Consider the following 20,146-nt stretch of genomic DNA (forward strand, 5'->3'; position numbering starts at 1 on the left):
GTTGCTACCTTGAGGAGAATTTCAACGTGCTCGCCACAGAAAAATCGTTCATCACTCGCTCGCTCTCTCGCCTTGGCTCGGAGAACGCGTTCGCGGTGCTCGCGCGTGCGCGCGAAATCGAGGCGACGGGACGACGCGTCGTGCACATGGAGGTCGGCGAGCCCGATTTCGATACGCCTGAATTCATCAAGCGCGCCGCGGTCGAATCGCTGATGGCGCACGACACGCATTACACACCTTCGCAGGGCACGCACGACCTGCGCGAAGTCGTCGCCGACTACGTGTCGCGCTTCCGCAAAATGCCCAAGGCATATACCGCGGCCAACGTGACGATCTCGCCGGGCGCGAAGCCGATCATCTGGAACATTCTCTCGGCGATCCTCGACCCGGGCGACGAGTTCGTCTACTTCGATCCCGCCTATCCGGCGTACGCATCGGCCTCGAGCTATCTGCAGGCGAACGTGATCCGCATTCCGCTGCGCGAGGCGCGCGACTGGCGCATGGATCTCGACGAGCTGGCGGGCCGCGTTTCGGATAAGACGAAAGCGCTGGTGATCAACTCGCCGCACAATCCCACCGGCGGCGTGCTGCTCAAAGCCGATCTCGAACGGATCGCGGAGCTGGCGCAAAAACACAACTTCCTGGTGATCGCCGACGAGATCTACTCGCGCAACTTCTATCTCGAAACCGAGTTCGTCTCGATCGCGTCGCTGCCCGGGATGCAAGAGCGCACGATCATCGTCGACGGCTTCTCGAAAGCGTACGCGATGACCGGATGGCGCCTGGGCTATGCGATCATGGCCGAACCGCTCTGCAAAGCAGTCACGCTGTTCAATAACAACACCTTCAGCTGCGTCACCAGCTTCGTTCAGAAGGCCGGCATCGCCGCGCTCACCGGCCCCGATGCACCGGTGCGCGAGATGAACGAGATCTTCCGCAGCCGCCGTGACAAATTGGTGAACGGCCTCAACGCGATTCCAAACGTGAGCTGCACGCTGCCCGAAGGCGCGTTCTACGCGTTCCCCAACATCTCGAAGATCACCAAGGACGATAAGGCGCTGGCGAGCTTCCTTTTAGAGGAAGCGGGCGTCGCGTGCGGCGGCGGCTCGAGCTTCGGACCGGCCGGCGCGGGCTATCTGCGCTTCTCCTACGCGGCCTCGCTCGACGACATCGATTACGCGCTGATTCAGCTCGGCGAGTACTTGCCGAAGTTCAAGGGCTAGTGATGTGAGCGCTCCGCCGGTCAGCGCACCGGTCCACCTGCGGCGGCTCGATCCGATCGACTTTTTGGAGCGAAGCGCGGAAGTCTATCGAGAAAAACCTGCGGTCGTCTACGATTCTGAGCGCCTGACCTATCCCGAGCTGCTCGAGCGCGTCTATCGCCTCGCGGATGCATTGCGTACGTTGGGCGTCCAGCCGGGCGACCGCGTGGCGGTGATCGCACCGAACGTACACCAACTGCTCGAAGCACACTTCGCCGTGCCGCTCGTCGGCGGCATACTCTGCGCGCTGAACATTCGGCTCGCGCCAAACGAAATTGCGTATATCTTAGAGCATTGCGGCGCAAAGGTCGTTATCTACGACGCCGAGTTCGAGCACCTCGTGGCGCAACGGCGCACCGATCCCACGCTGCTGCGCATTGGTCCCGGAGAAATCGCTTCGGCGCTCGATTTCGAAGCGCTGGTCGACCGCGCTTCACCGCAGCCCACCCGGAGCGAACCCACGAGCGGGGACGCCACGATTTCGGTCAACTACACGAGCGGAACGACTGGTCAGCCGAAAGGCGTGATGTACACCAATCGCGGCGTGTATTTGAATGCCATGGCAGAAATATTCCACGCCAACCTTCGCCCGGAGAGCGTCTATCTGTGGACGCTGCCGATGTTTCACTGCAACGGGTGGTGCTTTCCATGGGCGGTGACCGCCGCCGGCGCGACGCACGTCTGCTTGCGCAAGGTCGAACCCGCTGCAGTGCTCGAGGCGATCGAGCGTGAGCGCGTCACGCATTTCTGCGCCGCGCCCACCGTGCTGGTCGGGATCGCGAATCTTCCCGGCGCGAAGCCCTTCGCCCGGCCGGTGAACGTCACGACGGCGGGCGCACCGCCGGCGCCGCGCACGATCGCGCAGATGGAAGCACTCGGTGCAACGGTCACGCAAGTCTACGGCCTGACCGAAACCTACGGACCGATCACCGTGTGCGCCTGGAAAACCGACCAGTGGGACGAACTCGGCATGGACGAACGCGCACGTCTGAAGGCGCGGCAGGGCGTGGCGATGTTCACCGTCGCGTCGCGCGACGTTCGCGTGGTCGATGCCGACATGAACGACGTTCCCGCCGACGGCACGACGCAAGGCGAGATCGTCATGCGCGGCAACAACGTGATGAAGGGCTACTACAACGACCCGGCGGCCACCGAGCGCGCGTTTGCGGGCGGCTATTTCCACAGCGGCGACGTGGCGGTGATGCATCCCGACGGCTACATCGAGATCTGCGATCGCATGAAAGACGTCATCATCAGCGGCGGCGAGAACATCTCGACCGTGCAAGTCGAGAAGGTCATCATGGAACACCCGGCCGTGCTGGAGGTCGCGGTCGTCGCGACTCCCGACGACCGGTGGGGCGAAGTACCGAAGGCTTTCATCACACTGAAGCCCGGGATGAGCGCGGATGCCGAGGCGATCATCTCCTTCTGCCGCGCACGCCTGGCGGGCTTCAAGACGCCGAAAGCCGTAGAGTTCACCGAGCTCCCGAAGACGTCAACCGGCAAGATCCAAAAGTTCGTGCTGCGCGAACGTGAGTGGGCCGGCCGCGCCAAGCGCGTCAACTGACAGCATGCCGGTTTCGCATGCCCTTCGCTGCATCTTCATCCATGTGCCGAAGGCGGCCGGCTCCTCGATCCTGAGCGCATTACGCGCCTATGACGATAATCTCGAATTCGCCGGACGCGGCTTGTGGGACATCCTGCGCGACCGCAACGACGCCGGACCGATCGTAAGCCACGTGCGTCGCATGTCCTCTTCCACGACGCTCGACGGATTTGCGCAAACGCATTTTCCTGCGGCGGCACTGCGCGAACTTGTAAACGAGCATCTCTGGAATCAGTACCTGAAATTCGCCTTTGTTCGCAATCCCTGGGATCTCGTCGTTTCGACCTACCATTACCAGCGTGGGCGTGCACGGCAACCGCAGACACGATCCGTTGATCCCGACGTAGTCGCAATGCTGGATCGCTGTGATACTTTCTCTGACTATGTGCGGCTTTATCCGGCGTTGCGCTCAGACATGAGCTCGATGCTCGCGGATGCGTCGGACCGGCTCCTAGTTGAATTCATCGGCCGGTATGAATCCCTCGAATCGGACCTAAGCAAGGTAAGCGAGAGACTCGGATTCACGCTCGCGCTTCCACACGAGAACCGCTCCGAACACGAGGCATATGAGGATTACTACACACCCAGGACGCGCGCAATCGTCGCACGTCATTTCTCGCGGGATATTGATCGTTTCGGGTACACCTTTTCTAAGAGGATGTCCTCAAGGCCAATCTTCGGCGATTGACGCCACGGCGGTGCCCGGCCGCGGACGCAAAAACGCGGTTTTATCGGCGCGTGTCGCTCCGCCCAAGCAGCCGAGAAACCGTCCGTTTGAAGGCCCAAAAGCGGCTGGACTGAATTTCGTCAATCATTCCCGCGATCTGTTGAGCCTCTTCACGCGTCCGTGAAAGGCTGACGTTTACGTGCTCGAGGAAGCGCAGCGAGGTTTCTTCCAGCGTCTTGTGAGTTACGCGGTGCTGGACGCGCAGCGCTTCGAGTTCGGTCCGCACGGCCAGTTCGCGCTCTAAGGATTCTTTCAGCTCGGCGGCGACCGCAGCCGCCCTTTGCTGTTCCGCGGCCACCGCCTCGTTTTGCATGGCATTGGCCGTGCGCACCTCAGCGAGCGCTGCCCGCAAAGACGCCTCGCGTTCGCGGGTTTCCTCTAAGGCTGAAGCAAACGACTCCGAGGCAACCTCGTACTCGGCGCGCATGTTCTCGAGTTCGTTCGCGAGTGCGTTTATGCGAGTCCGGGCGCTCTCGATCTCTGCATCGTGCCGGACTTGGCTCTCAGCGAGCTCCGTTTCGAACTGCGAGCGCAGGGTGACCGTCGCTTCACGCTCCGCTGCGAGCGTTTGCGTAACGCCTTCGAGTTGATCGAGCCAGCCGAGCAACTCGGTTCTCGTCGACGCAGCTTCCGCAATCGCCGCGCCACTGCGCTCCTCGATCGTCGCGACGTGAACGTGAAGTTCCTTGACACGGCTGTTCGCGGCGTCGAGTTCGCGCACGAGGTCGTCTGCACGACGTTGCGTTTGCGCAGCTTGCGCTACGAACGTACGAGCGCGCAGCATCTCTGCTTCGAACTCCGCTTGAACGGCGCGCAGCCGATCGTTCGTACCGATCAACTCGGCCGCAAGCTCGCCGGAACGTCGCTCGGATTCAACCATCCGCTCTGAAAACGCGTCGCGCTCGTGTTGGGCGATATGAAGCTGCGCGCTCATCTTCGCGAGCTCCACCTCCGCCTGGTGAAAGCGCTCGGTGTGCTCGACGACGCGCAATTCGGCACGCGCGAGCGAGGCGATGCGCTCGTCGAGCCTAATCAAGGCCCCGTCGCGCTCGGAGCGCGCCGCTTGAAGTTGCTCCTGCGTGCGAACGAGTTCCAGCTGGGTGACGTGCGCGCCCGCCTGCAATGCGGCGAGCTGCTCCGCCGCCGCCGTCGTTCGCGCCGTCTGCTCGTTGAATGCACCCTGCGCCCGCCGCATTTCCGCATCGGCGGTCGCCAGCAGCGTGCGCGCTTCGCAAAGCTCACTCTCACGTTCCAGCAGCAGGGCCTCCAGTTCGGCCGTCTCCCGCCCTTCCGTCGTGACTGCCGCACCGGCCGATCGCCGTTCCGCCGCCCAGTTCTCGAAAAAAACGGCGCGCGCGCGCTTGGAGGAGACGGGGGAGTCGCGGTAGACCCCGGCCGCAAGATCCGCCTCGCCCTCGAGGTCGACGAAAAGCCGCTCGGTTTCGGGAAGCAGGTAGCGCAGCAGCACCGGTTCGACGCGCTCCGGCGCCATTTGATGACTCAGGTCGGGATCGTAGGTCGACGGCGCCCTCGTGTCCACCTCGATCGAAAACCGGGACGCGACGATCGAAAGAAAGCCCTCGGGGTTGCGCGCGACGACGGCGGAATTCGCCAACACGCAGCGCGCCCGGTTCATGCGGGTGAACCGCAGCAGGGTTTCGTTGTAGGCGAGCCACGCTCGAGCGGCTGCCTCCGGCGTGGTGGCGAGGGTTGCGTCACCGCGGCGGAACAGCGAGTCGAGAACCTCGGCCGGCTCGCGGTAGAGCAGAACGTAGAACGCACCGGGGCTGACGCGGGCCCAGAAGTCCAAGAGCAGCGTGCAGCGCGGATCTTTCCAGCCCCACGGGCCTTCGCGCGCGTTGGCAGCAAGGATTTCGCGCGCCTCGGCGTACGCATCGTCGCTAAAAGAATCCGCCTCGATCGCCGCAGGACCGGCGGCTAAAAGGCCAGCCTCGTCGTAGCCGATCGAGCGAAGCATGCGTTCCTGAAATTCGACGAAGTCCAGGTTCTCGAAGTGGCCGCGCTCGTTGCCCCTACTGCCCTCCATCAGACGCTCGCCCATGTGAACGCCGGCGGCCAAAAGGAGCGAGGCAACAAACGACGTTCCCGACCGATGCATACCGGTCACGATGATGGGTGATTCCTGCGCTGTCCGGGTTAGGTCCCACGCCGAAAAGGAGGCCACGGGTCACAGTTTAGGCATGATCGCGAGGTGCCCTTCACTGTGCGACTCGCGACCATCTGCGAAGGTGGCGATTTCGGCCCGGAGGAATTCGGAATCGTGGACCAGGCCCAGATAGATGCGGCCCTGCAAGAGCTTTCTGAGGAACAGGCACTTCTCAATAAGCTCCGTTCCGACTATGCCATCGTGACAAGAAGTAGGCTCTTCGGCCTACGCGCGTTATGGTCGTCGACCAAAAGCTTGTTCGGGGCGCGTTACGCAAGCGCGGCGCCGATCAACCGGCCCTCGTCCGTACTCGGCATCAATACCCACTCTCTTCTCGCAAAGGCGGAGTACGCACGACTCGTCGGAGCCTGGCACGCGCGTGCCGCGGCGCGGCCGTTGAGCGAAACGCCCCTCGTCTCCGTCGTGATTCCAGCGCATAACCACATCGATGCGACCGTAGCCTGCTTACAATCCATTGCCGACACGTGGTTTGAAACGCTCGCCGTACAAATCATTCTCGTCGACGACGGATCCCAGGACGAGACCAGCGCGCTCGTCGCGCTGCTGCAAGGCGTCGACGTCGTAAGCAACGGAAGCAACCAGGGGTTCGTGCGCGCGTGTAACCGCGGAGCCGCGATCGCGCGCGGTAAGTACATCTGTTTCTTGAACAACGACACGATCGTTCGCAACGCTTGGCTCGACGAACTCGTCTCGGTAGCCGAGGCCGACCATCGGATCGGCGCGGTCGGCGCCAAGCTCGTGTATCCCGACGGAAAATTGCAGGAAGCCGGTGCGATCATCTTTCGCGACGGCAACGGCTGGAATTACGGGCGCTCGGGAAATCCCGACGATCCCCGGTACAATTTCGTCCGCGAGGTCGATTACTGCTCGGGGGCAGCGTTGCTCGTCCGTGCGGCGGCGTTTCGCGACCTCGGCGGCTTCGACGATCAGTATGCACCGGCATATTACGAAGACGCCGATCTCTGCTTCGGTCTTCGGACCCTGGGATTGCGCGTCGTCTATCAGCCGCGATCCGTGGTCGTTCATCGCGAGGGCCTCTCCTCCGGAACCGATCTCGCGAGCGGGGCAAAACGCTTTCAAGAATTCAACCGCGTCAAGTTCGCAAAGAAATGGGGTGACGTACTCCAGCGCCAGGCAGGCGGTGACGCTAAGCACGTAGCCAATGCCGCGCGACGGCGCCGCGGACGCACGATCCTCATCATTGACTCTTACGTCCCGCTCTACGACAAAGAAGCCGGCTCCGATCGTTTGTTCAAGATATTGAAGATTCTTGTCGATGCCGGCTATTATGTGTTCTTCCTTCCGGACAATTACGCTCCACTTCAGCCCTATACCAGCGAGCTGCAAGCGCTGGGGATCGAAGTGCTGCATCATGTGCCGGAGGGTCGTCCGGCCGGCGAAGCCCTCGACGAGACGCTGCCGATGCTCGATTTTGCTTGGATTTGCCGTCCCGAGCTTTTCGAGAAGTATGCACCGATCGTGCGGCGCAACAACGCCACAAGAATCATATACGATACGATCGATCTCCACTTCGTACGAAAGAAGCGCGAAGCCGAACTGCTGAACGATCCCGATTCGAGTGCCTGGAAAGAGATGGAACGGATCGAAGTCGGCGCCGCGCGCTCGGCGCACATCACGCTCACCGTCAACGACCAGGAGCGTGCGGCGCTCGTGGAACGCGGTGTGTCGAACGTGGTGATCGTTCCGACGATTCACAATACGAGGAGCGCGCAGCAGCGACCGTTTGGCGATCGAGACGGTATCCTTTTCATCGGTGGTTACAACCACCCGCCCAACGTCGACGCTGCGCAATGGCTCTGCAGCGAAATCATGCCGCTCGTCTGGGCGCGTTTGCCGGGCGTAACCCTCACTCTGCTCGGCAGCAATCCGTCGCAATCCGTGAGAAACCTCGCCACCGATCGCGTGAGCGTCCCCGGTTATTTGCGCGACGTATCGTCGTACTTCGAGCGCAGTCGCGTTTTCGTCGCGCCGATCCGGTTCGGTGCCGGCCTCAAGGGAAAGATCGGTCATAGTTTGGAATTCGGCTTGCCGGTGGTTACGACAACGGTGGGGGCCGAGGGCTTCCCGTTACGCAACGAGGAGAATTGCTACATCGCCGATACGGCTGAAGCATTCGCCGACGCCGTAGTCCGGCTCTACACGAGCGAGGCAACGTGGTCGTCATTCGCGAGCGCGTCGGATAAGCTACTGGGCGAATTCACGGCTGAAGCAGTTGGCCCACGAATCTGCGAGATGTTGGAAGCTCGATGAGACCGCAGCTCGATACGTCCTCACTCCTACAGGCGATAGCGGCGGCGCGGGAACGCTTCGCCGTCGCAGCGCCGGCTCATTTGGAACTCAACCGGCGGTATGACGCGACGTACTGGCTCGATCAGTCGCCCGAGTGGCTACCGCGCGTCGCCGAGATCGACGCGACCCTCTCGGGGCCTGCGCCGTGGTACGAGCTGGAAATCTTTCTAGCGTCCGGTCCGACCGAGCTCTACCGCTATTTTCCGTTCGCCGCGTACATCTACATCGACGGCATTGCGCAAGCCGTGCTCGAGTTCGACGGCCCCGACGAAGTACGCCGAGCCGTCGTCAACGTCCCGATGGGGAAGCGCTTTACCATCACGGCCGTGAGCGAACTGAGCGCTCCGCCCACCGAGGCCGACGAGCGGGAGCTGGCGGTTATCCTGCATGATATTTCCGTCGGCAAAGAGCTTCGGCAACAGCCGCAGCGCACGGCGTGGACGGAAGTCGACGCGAACGCGCAGCGAACGACGCCGCTGCTTGAAAAATTGCCGCGCCCGATCTTCGTCGTGGGCTCCTATCGTTCGGGAACCAGCGTTCTTACCTGGGCGCTTGGGCAGCATCCCAACATCTGGGCGCTCGACGAAACGCGCTGGCTGCAACTGCTCGGCTCCGGGGCTCTAGCCGCGTACGCCGTCGCAACCGACGCACCCGTCCACTACTTTGGCGTTTACGATGTAACGCGAAGCGAGTATATGGCCTATCTCGGATCTGCGATCGACCGCTTCGTCACGACCACGAGCAAGCGCCGCGCCGAAGAGGTTGCGCTGAAACGCCTTTCCGGCCTTGATCCGCGCTATCATCCGCATTTTCAACTTCGCCGGAGCGCCCTCGCGCCAAAGCAGCGCTGGATCGACGGTACCCCGGAAAATGCGGATTGCATCCTCTTGCTGCACGAGCTTTTCCCGGCGGCGCGGTTCGTCTGCGTTCTGCGCGATCCCCGTGACGTGATTGCATCGATGCTGCACTTTCACCGCGCCGGCGGCTTGGCGATGGACGTGGAGACGGCAGGCTCGATGTGGCTGCAAAAGTTAAACAATTGCCTGCTCGCCTATCAGGCTTTGGGCCCGCAGTTCGTGCGCGTCGTTCCGTACGAAACGTACGCCGAGCCCGCCGCCACCCTTCGCGACCTATTTGCGTTCCTGGACGAACCGGACTTTCCGCGTGCGATAGACACCTTCGGGGAGCGGATCAACACCTCGTCGCTCACCGCCGACGAACGCCGAGCCGCATATGACGAAATCGATCGAACACCCGACAGCGCGAGCGCCGTTTCCGAACTCTACGAACGCTTCAAGGCAGCGGTCTCGACGCCATGGGAATACGATGACGCCGCGCATGTCAAGTTGCGCGACATCCAAAACGAGATCGTCCATCGAATGGTCGAGGCCGTCGTCTAGAAAGATGCCCACCGATCCCAACATCGCCCTGGGCTCTAGCCTTGCGGCGCGCTTGCGCGACGCTGCGGCGCTGACCCCGCAAAAGCCGTTTTGCACGTTCCTCTCGCGAGGCAAGGACGAGGCGATCACCTACGGCGAGCTCTACGATCGAAGTTGCGCGTACGCGCGGTTCCTTAGCGGGCACGGTGTAGCACCCGGCGCCGTCGTACTCATCATCCTCCGGCACAGCCCTCATCTCTTTTACAGCTTCTTCGGCGCCGTGCTGGCGGGCGCGATCCCGTCATTCATGCCGTTTCCTACGCCAAAACAGCGCGGCGATCTCTATTGGTCCGATCATGAAACGCTTTTCGCCCGGATTGAACCGGCGCTGATCGTAACCTACAAAGAGAATCGCGACACCGCTCTCGCAGCCTTACCGCATCTGCGCGTCCCAATCGTAGTCGAGGAAGAGACAGCCCTCGTAACGCCGGATTCTCGGGAGTACCCCGGCCTCCACGCAGAGTATGATAGCGTCGCTTGTCTTCAACATAGCTCGGGCACCACAGGACTCAAGAAGGGCGTGATGCTCACGCACCGCGCGATCGACCTCCAAGTCGGCGCCTACGCGGAATCGATCGGCCTCGATTCGAACGACCGCGTCGCCTCATGGCTTCCGCTCTATCACGACATGGGGTTCATCACGAGCTTTCTGATGGTCGTTCTGCGCGGCTTGCACGTGGTCGCCCTGGACCCATTCGAATGGGTGATGCGGCCGGGTTTGCTGCTCGATTCCATTGAAAAATATCGTGCAACGTTGACCTGGCTTCCCAACTTCGCCTTCGCGCATCTCGCAAATGCGACCAAGCCGGGCGCGCGTTGGGATCTTTCCTCGATGCGCGCATTCATCAGTTGCTCGGAGCCCTGCAAACCGCGGGCTTTCGAGCGGTTCCTTTCCCGCTTTCGTGATTGCGGGGTTACCGAGCAGATGCTGGCCATAAGCTACGCGATGGCCGAAAATGTATTCGGCGTGACGCAAACGAAGCTCGGCGGCGCACCGCGCACCGTTCGAGGTGTACTCTCTTGCGGTGAGCCGCTCCCCGGAGTCCGGGTTGCTGTCGCTCGCGGCGAGAACTTCGCCGAAAATGGGACGGTCGGCGAGATTGCGGTCACGAGCCCTTTTCTTTTCAGCGGCTATTACGGGCTGGCCGATGCAACCAGATCGAAACTTCGCGACGGATGGTACGCAACGGGAGACCTCGGATTCGTCGACGGAGGCGAGCTCTTTGTAACGGGCCGGCTCGATGACATGCTCATCGTGAACGGCCGCAACTATTATGCGCACGACATCGAGGAGGCCGTCAGCGAGCTGCCCGGCTGCATCCCGGGTCGCGCGGTCGCGATCACCGTCGAGGATCCCGCTACCGGCGCCGAGGGACTGGTCGTGATTGCCGAGCATGAAGACGCCGCCGAACCGGCAATGACCGCAGTCGGAATCAAGGCTTCCCTGCTCGAGCGGTTTGGTCTCGCGGTTCACGCCGTTGTGGTGCTTCCCGCGGGCCGGTTGGTCAAGACGACCAGTGGAAAGATCGGTCGCAACAAAAACAAGGAGCTCTATCTTGCCGGGGACTTTGCCGGAGCCGAGACTAACGTATGAGCGATAGGGAGGAGAGCTTTAGCGGGGTACGCGAGGCGATCGTGCGCACGTTTGCGCTTCGCAGCGGTGACTCGATCGCGGCGGGAACGACGAGCGCCGACGTTCCCGGGTGGGATTCGCTCTCACATTCGTTGCTGCTGATGGCAATCGAGGAGCGTTTCGGCATCGATCTTCCGCTCGACCGCGTTTACGAAGCTCGAAATGTTGGTGACCTCGTCGACTTGGTCGAGGCGGCTCGGTCTCACGTCTAAAGATGGAAACGCTGATCGTATACGGCAACTGCCAAGCCGAGGCAGTCGCCACGGTGCTTCGCAAACATCCACGCGTGCAGGCAGCCTACGACGTGGTATATTTCCGCAGCTTCGAGCATCCGACGGAAGGAACCGGCATCCTTAACGAGGCCGACGCAGCCCGCTGCCGACTCTTATTCGAGCAGTATGATGCTAAAGCGCCGTTTCCGTCGGCGGAGAAGCTTCCGGAAGGTGCAAAGCGCGTTAGATTTCCGGCCGCTGATCTGCATCTGCTCTGGCCGCTTGGTTCGGTCAACCCCGCAAACGTGCCTGAGCCCCCGCGCTTCCCGCATGGGCGGTTCAGTTACGGTGACGCGGCCATCATACGTCGGATCCAAAGTGGCGCTACGGCCGCAGAAGTGCTCGAATATTACCTCGAGCGCTCCGACCAGGAGTTGCCTGATCTCGAAAAATTTCTGCGCCTGGAACGCGCGCGATTGGAGCAGCGCGATGCGAAGTGCGACGTCAAAATCGCTGCGTATATTCTCGAGCACTTCGCGCGCGAGAGACTCTTTTGGACGGTAAATCATCCGACCCACGACTTACTTCGGGTTCTCATAAATGCTCTGCTCTCCCACGGCGCATCGAGTGAACCTCGTCTCGCAGGCATGACGCTCGACGCCTCGTTCTTCGCAGAATGCTTTCCAAGCGAGGTGCTCGGACCTATCGCTGTACCGATCCATCCAAAGGTGGCGGATCATTTCGGCTTGGCTTGGTACGACCGAAACGAGCAGTGGCAATATTACGGCGAAACGCGAACATACGAATCATACTTCCGCGAGATGATTGAGCATGGGGTCGCGGCTCGAACCTCGCCCCAGGAGGCGACGTCAGAGTAGGGTAGCCGTGACACGCCCGGCTCGCGGGAAGCTTTTCGAAGCGATATGACGCCCAGGCGCCATTTCCGGCGCCAGAGAAACTGGCCCACCAGTGTACGCACTCACCCAGATTGCAATCGGCTTGACCGTCGCCCATGTTCTATGGGCAATTTTCTATTTGACAGGCTCCGTAGTGTGGCGCCGCGAGCCGGTGGGCCAGACGAGCTCGGGCCGCGCGATGCTGCTCTTGGTCGTAGCGACGGCCTCAGGTCTTGCAATCTACGGGCTCGAAGGCGTCGGGCTTGGCCTTGCGGGTCTGATGACACCGCTTGGGTGGTATGTCGCGACCGCCATCAACGGCGTGCTGCTCGTTTTTCTGACCCCAAGGGAGCTGCGAGCGCGCTGGTGGCACACCCGTCTCGCGGTCGTTCGCAACGCTGTCGTAGGACCCGGCATCGTCGCGTATTTTGCCATGCTGGTGCTCAGCGCCCACGCCGCCCTCCCTGACTACTCTGATGATGGCGTGCGTTTTCATCTGGCTTACGCATACGAATGGTGTCGCGCGGGCCGAATTTTCGTCGATCACCATTTTCGCTTTCCTTATTACACCTTCAACACGGAGGTCGTCTACGCGTGGATGTTCGTGCTCCGCATCGGGCGCTACATTCCATTTTTGAATTGGATGGTCGGGACGTGCGCCGTGCTGTCCATATACGGTTTGATCGCTACCGTCGACGAGACCGGACAGCGCTTACGGTCGCCACTCGGACGCGGGGCCGCATGCGTAGTTTACGCAGTCATGCCTTTGAGTATGGTGATTGCGGCGATTTTCTTTCGCTGGGTTGATACAGCGATGCCCGACGCGATGTCGAGCATGGTTTTCGCAGCCGCGAGCGCAGCGATCGTGCTGGTGATCTGCGGCTCCGCGCCGGAGCTACTTTTCGGCGCGGTACTCGCCGTCGCGTTCCTCGCCGGCATGAAACCTACGTACGTGGTCCTCATCCCACTCTTCGGCCCTTTCATGATCATCGCGGCGCGTCGTTCGCGCGCCAGTGCCGCAAGCATCGCCGTAATCTTAGCGGCGACATGTGTGCTGTCGCTCCCGTGGTACGTGCGCAATCTGATCGCCGACGGCGATCCCCTTCCGCCGTTCTTGCACATGGCTCTGGGAAGAACCGACCCGGATCTTTCGCGGACCGATATCGAACTGCAGGAGGAGGATTTGCGCCCCAAAAACGTCTCGCTTCGATCTATCGAGGGTTATCCGCTCAGGCTCTTTAGCAGTGCGGACAGCGCGGAGTTTCGGGAATACGGCGTCAGCGCGGTGGTTCTAAGTCTCTACGTTACCGTCTTCGCCGCATTATCACTGACCTTCAAGCCGCAGAAGAGCACGGCGGAAGTCTCGCTGATTTCGCTCGTCTGGATCACGCTTGGCGGCTGCGTCTACCTTTTTGCAACGTCGATTCTTGCGCGCTACACGCTCCTCTTTTATCCGACCGTCGCGGCCTCGGCGGGCTGCCTACTTCTTTACTACGCATCTATGATACGTTATGGCATTTTGGCGGCTCCGGCGATTGCGGCATTAATGGCCGTCCCCAGCCCATCCGCCCTCGAGTTTATGGGCGATTTTTCTTCACTCGCATACAACTCGCTTGCTGCCATCATGCCGAGCGACCAGTCCGCTCTCGAGCAGCTCCTCAGCGGCTACAAGGAATCGGAACCGGTGCTGATTTCCGCGGCGCGGGTGCCACGCACCGACCGAACCGTTTTGCTGGTGAACGCGGACATTCAGTACTACGCCGAACTGTACGGCTGGGAGCCCTTCGGCGATTGGTTCGGAACCGGACGCTATGCCGACTTTGCGGCGGCGATCGATCGGAACCGGGCACTCGCCTATCTCCACAAACATCATGTCGGGGCGATCCTTATTCGGCGAGAACACGGCGTGCTAACTGTTCCCGAGCTCGATTCTTTGCGCGAGCAGCTCGCGCACCACGGTTTCGCAGAGCTTGCTTCTTCGGACGAATACTACGACGTCTTTTTGCGGCTCAGTCCTTCGCCTTCGCGACCTTGAGGTCGTCGAAGGAAACGACGGTTTTGTTATTTGATACTTTGCCGACAATGACAGCCAGCACGAATTGGCGAGCAACGCCGTTGGGCTTGTAGGCAAATGCAAAGGGGAACGTCCCTAAGCCGTTCTTTCTCCAAGCGCTGAAGCCCATTGTTCCTCGGCCTGAGGAATCGACGAACATTATGCCGGCTGACGTATCCCCGGGCAGCGGCGCGCCTGAGATACGTATTCGGCCGGTTGCAATAAGCGATCCGGCCGGCGGCGCGCCCAGGAATTGATAAACTTCCTGAACCGAGTTTTTAGCTCCGTCAATACGTATGTCCACTCGACCGCTGCCTTTGCTAATCGTCACCTGCATCGGCTGCGCGTTGTGGTACTCAACCCAGCCTTGCATACCTTGCGAGAACGAGGGATTTTCCAGAAGATTTGATCCGGTCGTTGCCAGGTTGACAGGCGCGTTTACAATGGGCGGTGCCGGCTTCTCCGAAAAGACGTGCGCCAGCCATAAGCTGAGAGCGATTATCACGACGGGGAGGAGCCAAATTGGGTTCCAATACCACGGCGCTCCTCTCCGATCCTGAGCCGGGGTCGCGTCATCGGTGCCCGTAGACATGTTCATCTCCGTCTTTCGGTCGCGAGACGCTTTTGCGGAAGTCAGCACCCAAGTTCGTGCGGTACAGCCGCCGTATCGTCGTGTAGGGCCCGCGCTTGCTCTCCGACAGGATGTTCGCAATGTAAATGCCGAGGATGCCCAAGATCAGCGTGATGAGGCCACCGAAGAACCACACTGACATAATGGTCGACGTCCATCCGTCGACGTGAATGCCGGCGAAAAGATACTGGAGCAGAAAGTAGACGATCGCGGCACCCGCAATGCCCGCGATCGTAAGGCCAGTGAATAGAACCAAATAGAGCAACCTCGTGGAGGTCGTGGTCATGTACCGTATAGCCATGTCGAACCGATTCGCCAGTGTATACGTGGACGGGGACGTCGACAATTTGACCACGCTAACCGGCTGCTGCACGAAGCCGGCCATGACGAACAGATGACCAAGAACGAACTCGCGGTGACGATGTCGCACCAGCGCACGTACATAGTCATGGGTCATGAGCCGCGCGGTTATCGTATTGGGTGGCATTTTCTGATCGCAGATGCTGTTCGCCGCCCAAAAGAACAGGTGCCCCGACACCTTTTCGAAGAGACCGCCCTTCCGGCTCTTCTGGACGCCGAAGACGACGTCAGCACCGGTTTCCTCGAGCTTTTGGTAAAACTGGGCGAGATACTCCGGCTGTTCTTCCAGATCGCTATCGAGCAGGAATACGAGATCCCCGTGCGCGTGCGCGAGGCCGGTCATGATTGCCTTATGGTGGCCGTAGTTCCGCGATAAATCGACTACCGTAATGCGCGGATCGCCGGCGCGAAGTCTGAGCGCCCGTTGAAGGCTGTCATCGGGCGATCCATCATTCACCAGGATCATCTCGATGTCGGTGAAGAGAGGTTCGGCCGATGCAAATGAACGCCGCACGAACTCATCGACTGTCGATTCCGATTTAAACAGCGTCGCGACGATTGATAACATCATAGTGCGATCCCTCGTTGCTCTTCGACCTCTATCCGCACCAATTGCTTCGCCCGTTCGGCAATGGCGATGACTTCAGCGCGGGTTTCGCCGTAAACGACGACGTAGCCCGGTCGGGCCCGGTCATTCTCGGCTCCTTTGAAGCTGGAGCCGACTGAAAGTTCAAGGCCTAGGTCGGCAACTCCCGGAAGGCGCGCGGCTTCCGCAACTCCCTCGATCGATCGAATCGTTCCGATCGGAACGTCGAAAAAATCGAGGATCGCCGCACGCGCCACCCCGTCGGGTTGCGGCCACGGGTCATCGCTGCCTAAGGTCCATTCCAGGTAACACCGCGGAAGCGGGACCCCGGAAAGATACGGTACGATATGCGTGTATAGACGGTTTCCGCCACCGCGCGCGGCAATCTCGACGAAATAGATACGGCCATCCGGCGTCACCACGTATTCCGCGTGCGTAACGCCGGTTCGCAGACCAAGCGCCCCGATCACGGCGACATTCGCATGGCGAATCGCGGCGACCACCTCGTCACTCATCGCAGGAGGATACGTCAACCGCGACGCGATCTGCGGGGTTCGTGCGTAGCGCTCTTTGTCCGAAATGCCTAGGGCACTCACGCGCCCCCCAAAGCACATGCCCTCGACGGTTACTTCCGTGCCGTCGATCCATTCTTCGACCAGCACCCGCTTGACGTTCGAGTGCTCGAGCGCATCCCGAACGGCGCTTTCAAGTTCTGCTCGGCTTCCGACCTTGTGAACACCGCGGCTTGCCTGGTTGTCCACCGGTTTCACTGCTAACGGAAACCGCATTTCTGCGATTTGACCGAGTTCTTCCGCACCGGAAAGCACGACATACGCCGGTTGCAGCACACCGGCCTTCGCGGCAGCTTCCCGCATCAGAGCCTTGTCGGTAAAGCGCAACGCGGTTTCGTAACCGATGCCTTGCAGTCCAAGCTCGTCGGCCACGTATGCAGCCGTGGGTACGCCCACGTCGGTCGTGTCGCAGATGATCCCATCGATTCGATGTTGACGCGCAGAAGCTAGCGTACGCGCCCTATCGCGAATGTCGATTCTTTCATGGTCATCCGCGTAAGCATAACCGGGGGCATCCTCGTACATGTCGGTCACGAGCACCGCATAACCGAGACTCTTCGCGAGACGGATCGTGGGGATTTGCCAAGCACCTCCCCCAAGAACGTGCACACGTTTGCGCGAAATTCCCGGGCTCACCCGGCGGTTTCCCGAACGAGCGCTGCGACTTGAGCTAACGCTGCGGTGACGTTCTCGAAGGACTCCGTTCCTATCGAGACGCGCACGAAGCCGTCGCAGCTAGAACCGTACCCCACTCCAGGTACGACACAGACGTGTTTTTCCTCGAGCAGCCGAACGCAAAACGCCTCAGACCCGAGCCGCGAAGGCGCGATAGAAACAAAGAAGTAAAACGTGCTGTCCCCCGGCAGATACTTCAGGCCGATGCCGTCCATGAAGGCCGCAACCCTTGACCGCTTTTCCAAGAGTGCCGCGATCTGCGGTTTGGTAACCGTGAGAATGTCGGAGAAATGTCTCTCGATATAATACTCGAGGATCGTCGCCGGACACGTACTGAGATGTTGGTTCACCTTCAGAATCTGATCGGTGAGTGCGGCATTGGCAATGACGTAACCCAGCCGCCATCCGGAAATACCGCAATTTTTCGAAATGGAGTTGAACACCACGACGTGGCTCTTGCTTTGGTCGAAGTGGGCCGTCGACGCAAATTCGGCGTCGGGTGTGAAGTCGCTATACGCCTCGTCGGAGAGAACCCACAGGCCATGCCGTCGCGCAACCTCCACCACGTACTGCAGCTCCTTCTCGGAGTATCGATAGCCCGTCGGATTTTGCGGGTTATTGATGACCAGAGCTTTGGTCCGCCCCGTGATGTATTCGCTCCAGGCCGTTACACCTTCCGTATACGGGATTCCGATGGGGACGCCGTGACAGAGCCGGACCTGTTCGCTGTAGCTGACCCACGCCGGCTCAGGAATCAACACCTCGTCGCCCGGATCGAGCACCGCCAAAAGCGCCATGTAAATCGCGAGCTTCGAGCCGGCGGTGAGAATGATCTCCGCCTCCGGATCGACCGTCAAGCCATACCGAGAACCATAGTACGCCGCGATGCTCCGCCGCAGCTCGGGAATGCCTCGCGAATCCGAGTAGTGAAAGATCTGTGGATGCGGTAGATCGCGGACGTCGGCCACGGGTAGGTCGAAAAACGCCTCGCCGAGACTCAGCACGCTCACGGACTTTCCGGCGCGCTTGAGTTCATACACCATCGTGTTGAACTTGATCGACATCGCTTCGACGATCGCCGCGACGTTGGCTGAGCGTTCCGGGAGCCGCGGTGCCGTCACGTTGTTCCCAACAATTCAGCAGCGTTGGCGTAGAGGATACGATCCATGTCCTCGGAGGTGAGGGCGAGCGCCTTCCCGATCTCGAGAAGTATCTTATATTGACGCCGTGGCGAAGCGAAAGGAAAGTCCGACCCGAACAGGATTCTGGACTTGTCGGTGAATTTGATCAATTTTTTGAGATCCAGCAACGCAGATGAATCCTCGAGATACTGCAGCGAAAGCGCGAGTTCGTACCAACAATTCCGGAATTCACGAAGATGGAAGAAGTACTCGAGGATACGATGGCCGCCCGAGTGCGCGACCACAAAGCGCCGCTCTGGAAAGGTGGAAAGCAGGCTGATGATCCCGTTGAGCGATGGCTGGCAATCCAGGTTGCTTCCGTAATAGAAGGCATCGACGATTACGGGAAGGTTCGGCGGCATCGGCCGGAGGCGCGTGATAACCGCATCCCAGCCGGTCGCGGTGATTTTTTGCAGTCTCGAATGAATTTTCAGCGCTGCAAGACCGCCGGCCTCAGCTTCGCTGCGAACGAAATCCGCTTCGCGACCAAGATCGAGAACGAGCGATACGGTTGTGCCTTCGGACCGATAGCGCGCGTGGTGTTCTCGATATGACGCGACGTCATTGAAAATGATGTTCTTACCTGTGACCTCGAGATCGTACGCGGCGAGCCCCTGATGGACATGGACATGAGCATCGAAAATCCTCGGCGTAGTCATACATTCTCCGCCACGCGAGGCCGAAACATGCGGATCGCCTCGACAACTCGATCCTGTTCTTCGACCGTCATGTCATTGTACATCGGTAAGCGTACTAGGGACGCGCCTGCCGATTCGGTAACCGGAAGCTGCCCGGCGCGATAGCCGAGGGCTTTACCGTACTCGGAGACATGAAGCGGGACGTAATGGAAGACGGCCTCGATGTCATTCGAACGCAGCATGTCGATCAGCGCATCCCGAACGCGCGGCGACGGGAGCAGCAGATAATAGAGATGGTAGGCCGGTTGACACTCGCCCGGAACGTTGGGCCGGCCTACGCCATTGCGTTCCGCCCAGCTTTGCAAGCCGGAGTGATACCGGTCCCAAATCGACTGACGCCGGCGCTGGATCTCTCCGCTAGCCTCAAGCTGCCCATACAGATACGCCGCCAGCAGATCGCTTGGCAGATACGACGACCCGGGACCAACCCATGAGTATTTGTCGACGAGCCCACGAAAATACCGGCTGCGGTTCGTGCCCTTTTCGCGAACGATCTCCGCCCGCTCACCGTAGCCCGGATCGTTGATGATGAGCGCGCCGCCCTCGCCGCAGCTCACATTTTTCGTCTCATGAAAGCTCAGGGTCGCGAACACGCCGAGCGACCCGAGTGGACGGCCCTTGTACGCACCGAAAAGGCCGTGGGCGTTATCCTCGATCACAGCGAGCCCATGCCGCCGCGCAATATCGAGGATCGCGTCCATCTGGCATGCGACGCCGGCGTAATGAACGACGACGATTGCCCGCGTTCGCTTCGTGATCGCCTCCTCGATCAGTGCTTCGTCGATGTTGAGCGTATCGGCGCGGATATCGACGAACACCGGGCGCGCACCGCGCAGCACGAACGCATTCGCCGTGGAGACAAACGTGAACGACGGCATGATCACTTCGTCTCCCGGCGCGATGTCCAACAGAAGGGCGCACATTTCGATTGCATGCGTACATGACGTCGTCATCAAGGCGCGACCGCCGCCCATTATTTCCTCGAGGCAGCGATGGACCAGCTTCGTGTAATGCCCGTCTCCAGAGATGTGCATACGTGCTATCGCATCGGTCATATACCGCTGCTCGTTGCCCATTGTTACCGGACGGTTAAACGGGATTTTCATTGCATTTCCAT

16 protein-coding genes are annotated in these 20,146 nt (G+C 60.5%); 9 read left to right on the plus strand and 7 right to left on the minus strand.

The annotated features are described in order from the left end of the window. Window positions 1–26 precede the first annotated feature (26 nt). Genes VMF11_00890 through VMF11_00900 form a run of 3 tightly spaced genes read left to right on the plus strand, consistent with a single transcriptional unit; the run spans window position 27 to window position 3,556 of the window. On the plus strand, window positions 27–1,223 hold the full coding sequence (locus tag VMF11_00890; protein ID HTU68848.1) for a pyridoxal phosphate-dependent aminotransferase: 1,197 nt from the start codon (window positions 27–29) through the stop codon (window positions 1,221–1,223). Between the two features lie 4 nt (window positions 1,224–1,227). Continuing rightward, window positions 1,228–2,829 carry an acyl--CoA ligase family protein gene (locus tag VMF11_00895; GenBank protein ID HTU68849.1) on the plus strand — a complete coding sequence of 534 codons (1,602 nt, stop codon included), beginning with the start codon at window positions 1,228–1,230 and terminating at the stop codon, window positions 2,827–2,829. 4 nt (window positions 2,830–2,833) lie between these two features. Then, on the plus strand, window positions 2,834–3,556 hold the full coding sequence (locus VMF11_00900; GenBank protein ID HTU68850.1) for a sulfotransferase family 2 domain-containing protein: 723 nt from the start codon (window positions 2,834–2,836) through the stop codon (window positions 3,554–3,556). Between the two features lie 40 nt (window positions 3,557–3,596). Here the strand turns inward: VMF11_00900 and VMF11_00905 are convergent, their stop codons facing one another. Beyond that, window positions 3,597–5,723: a hypothetical protein gene (locus tag VMF11_00905; protein ID HTU68851.1), complete on the minus strand. Its 2,127-nt coding sequence runs from the start codon at window positions 5,721–5,723 to the stop codon at window positions 3,597–3,599. A 153-nt stretch (window positions 5,724–5,876) separates the two neighbouring features. Here VMF11_00905 and VMF11_00910 point away from each other — a divergent pair, with 153 nt between their 5' ends. The 6 genes from VMF11_00910 (at window position 5,877) to VMF11_00935 (ending at window position 14,308) form a co-directional block, all read left to right on the plus strand. After that, the gene (locus VMF11_00910; GenBank protein HTU68852.1) at window positions 5,877–8,054 is read left to right on the plus strand and encodes a glycosyltransferase; all 2,178 of its coding nucleotides are present in this window, start codon (window positions 5,877–5,879) and stop codon (window positions 8,052–8,054) included. After that, a complete protein-coding gene (locus tag VMF11_00915) occupies window positions 8,051–9,493 on the plus strand; it encodes a sulfotransferase (GenBank protein ID HTU68853.1) in 1,443 nt (480 codons plus the stop codon). The genes VMF11_00910 and VMF11_00915 overlap by 4 nt, the downstream gene beginning before the upstream one ends. 4 nt (window positions 9,494–9,497) lie before the next feature. Then, window positions 9,498–11,126, plus strand: a complete 1,629-nt coding sequence (locus VMF11_00920; GenBank protein ID HTU68854.1) for an AMP-binding protein — start codon at window positions 9,498–9,500, stop codon at window positions 11,124–11,126. Further along, window positions 11,123–11,377, plus strand: coding sequence for an acyl carrier protein (locus VMF11_00925; protein HTU68855.1), 255 nt, complete (start codon window positions 11,123–11,125; stop codon window positions 11,375–11,377). The genes VMF11_00920 and VMF11_00925 overlap by 4 nt, the downstream gene beginning before the upstream one ends. Before the next feature lie 2 nt (window positions 11,378–11,379). Then, on the plus strand, window positions 11,380–12,255 hold the full coding sequence (locus VMF11_00930; protein ID HTU68856.1) for a WcbI family polysaccharide biosynthesis putative acetyltransferase: 876 nt from the start codon (window positions 11,380–11,382) through the stop codon (window positions 12,253–12,255). A gap of 91 nt (window positions 12,256–12,346) precedes the next feature. Beyond that, a complete protein-coding gene (locus tag VMF11_00935) occupies window positions 12,347–14,308 on the plus strand; it encodes a hypothetical protein (GenBank protein ID HTU68857.1) in 1,962 nt (653 codons plus the stop codon). Here VMF11_00935 and VMF11_00940 read toward each other — a convergent pair. From VMF11_00940 to rffA, 6 genes are read right to left on the minus strand one after another with little or no spacing between them, the layout of a single operon-like run. Continuing rightward, on the minus strand, window positions 14,283–14,918 hold the full coding sequence (locus VMF11_00940; GenBank protein HTU68858.1) for a hypothetical protein: 636 nt from the start codon (window positions 14,916–14,918) through the stop codon (window positions 14,283–14,285). The two genes, VMF11_00935 and VMF11_00940, sit on opposite strands and share 26 nt — an antisense overlap. Then, window positions 14,899–15,888 (minus strand): glycosyltransferase family 2 protein, encoded by a 990-nt coding sequence (locus tag VMF11_00945; GenBank protein ID HTU68859.1) that lies wholly within the window; start codon window positions 15,886–15,888, stop codon window positions 14,899–14,901. The genes VMF11_00940 and VMF11_00945 overlap by 20 nt, the downstream gene beginning before the upstream one ends. After that, entirely contained in the window at window positions 15,885–17,084 is a 1,200-nt protein-coding gene (locus VMF11_00950; protein ID HTU68860.1) for an ATP-grasp domain-containing protein, read from the minus strand. Before VMF11_00950 ends, VMF11_00945 begins: the two co-directional genes overlap by 4 nt. A 23-nt stretch (window positions 17,085–17,107) precedes the next feature. Beyond that, a complete protein-coding gene (locus tag VMF11_00955; protein ID HTU68861.1) occupies window positions 17,108–18,271 on the minus strand; it encodes a pyridoxal phosphate-dependent aminotransferase in 1,164 nt (387 codons plus the stop codon). Beyond that, entirely contained in the window at window positions 18,268–18,990 is a 723-nt protein-coding gene (locus VMF11_00960; GenBank protein HTU68862.1) for an amidohydrolase family protein, read from the minus strand. Before VMF11_00960 ends, VMF11_00955 begins: the two co-directional genes overlap by 4 nt. Next, window positions 18,987–20,135 carry a dTDP-4-amino-4,6-dideoxygalactose transaminase gene (gene rffA, locus VMF11_00965; GenBank protein HTU68863.1) on the minus strand — a complete coding sequence of 383 codons (1,149 nt, stop codon included), beginning with the start codon at window positions 20,133–20,135 and terminating at the stop codon, window positions 18,987–18,989. The genes VMF11_00960 and rffA overlap by 4 nt, the downstream gene beginning before the upstream one ends. Window positions 20,136–20,146: the final 11 nt, after the last annotated feature.

It is taken from the genome of Candidatus Baltobacteraceae bacterium, from assembly GCA_035502855.1.
Taxonomy (GTDB): domain Bacteria; phylum Vulcanimicrobiota; class Vulcanimicrobiia; order Vulcanimicrobiales; family Vulcanimicrobiaceae; genus Aquilonibacter.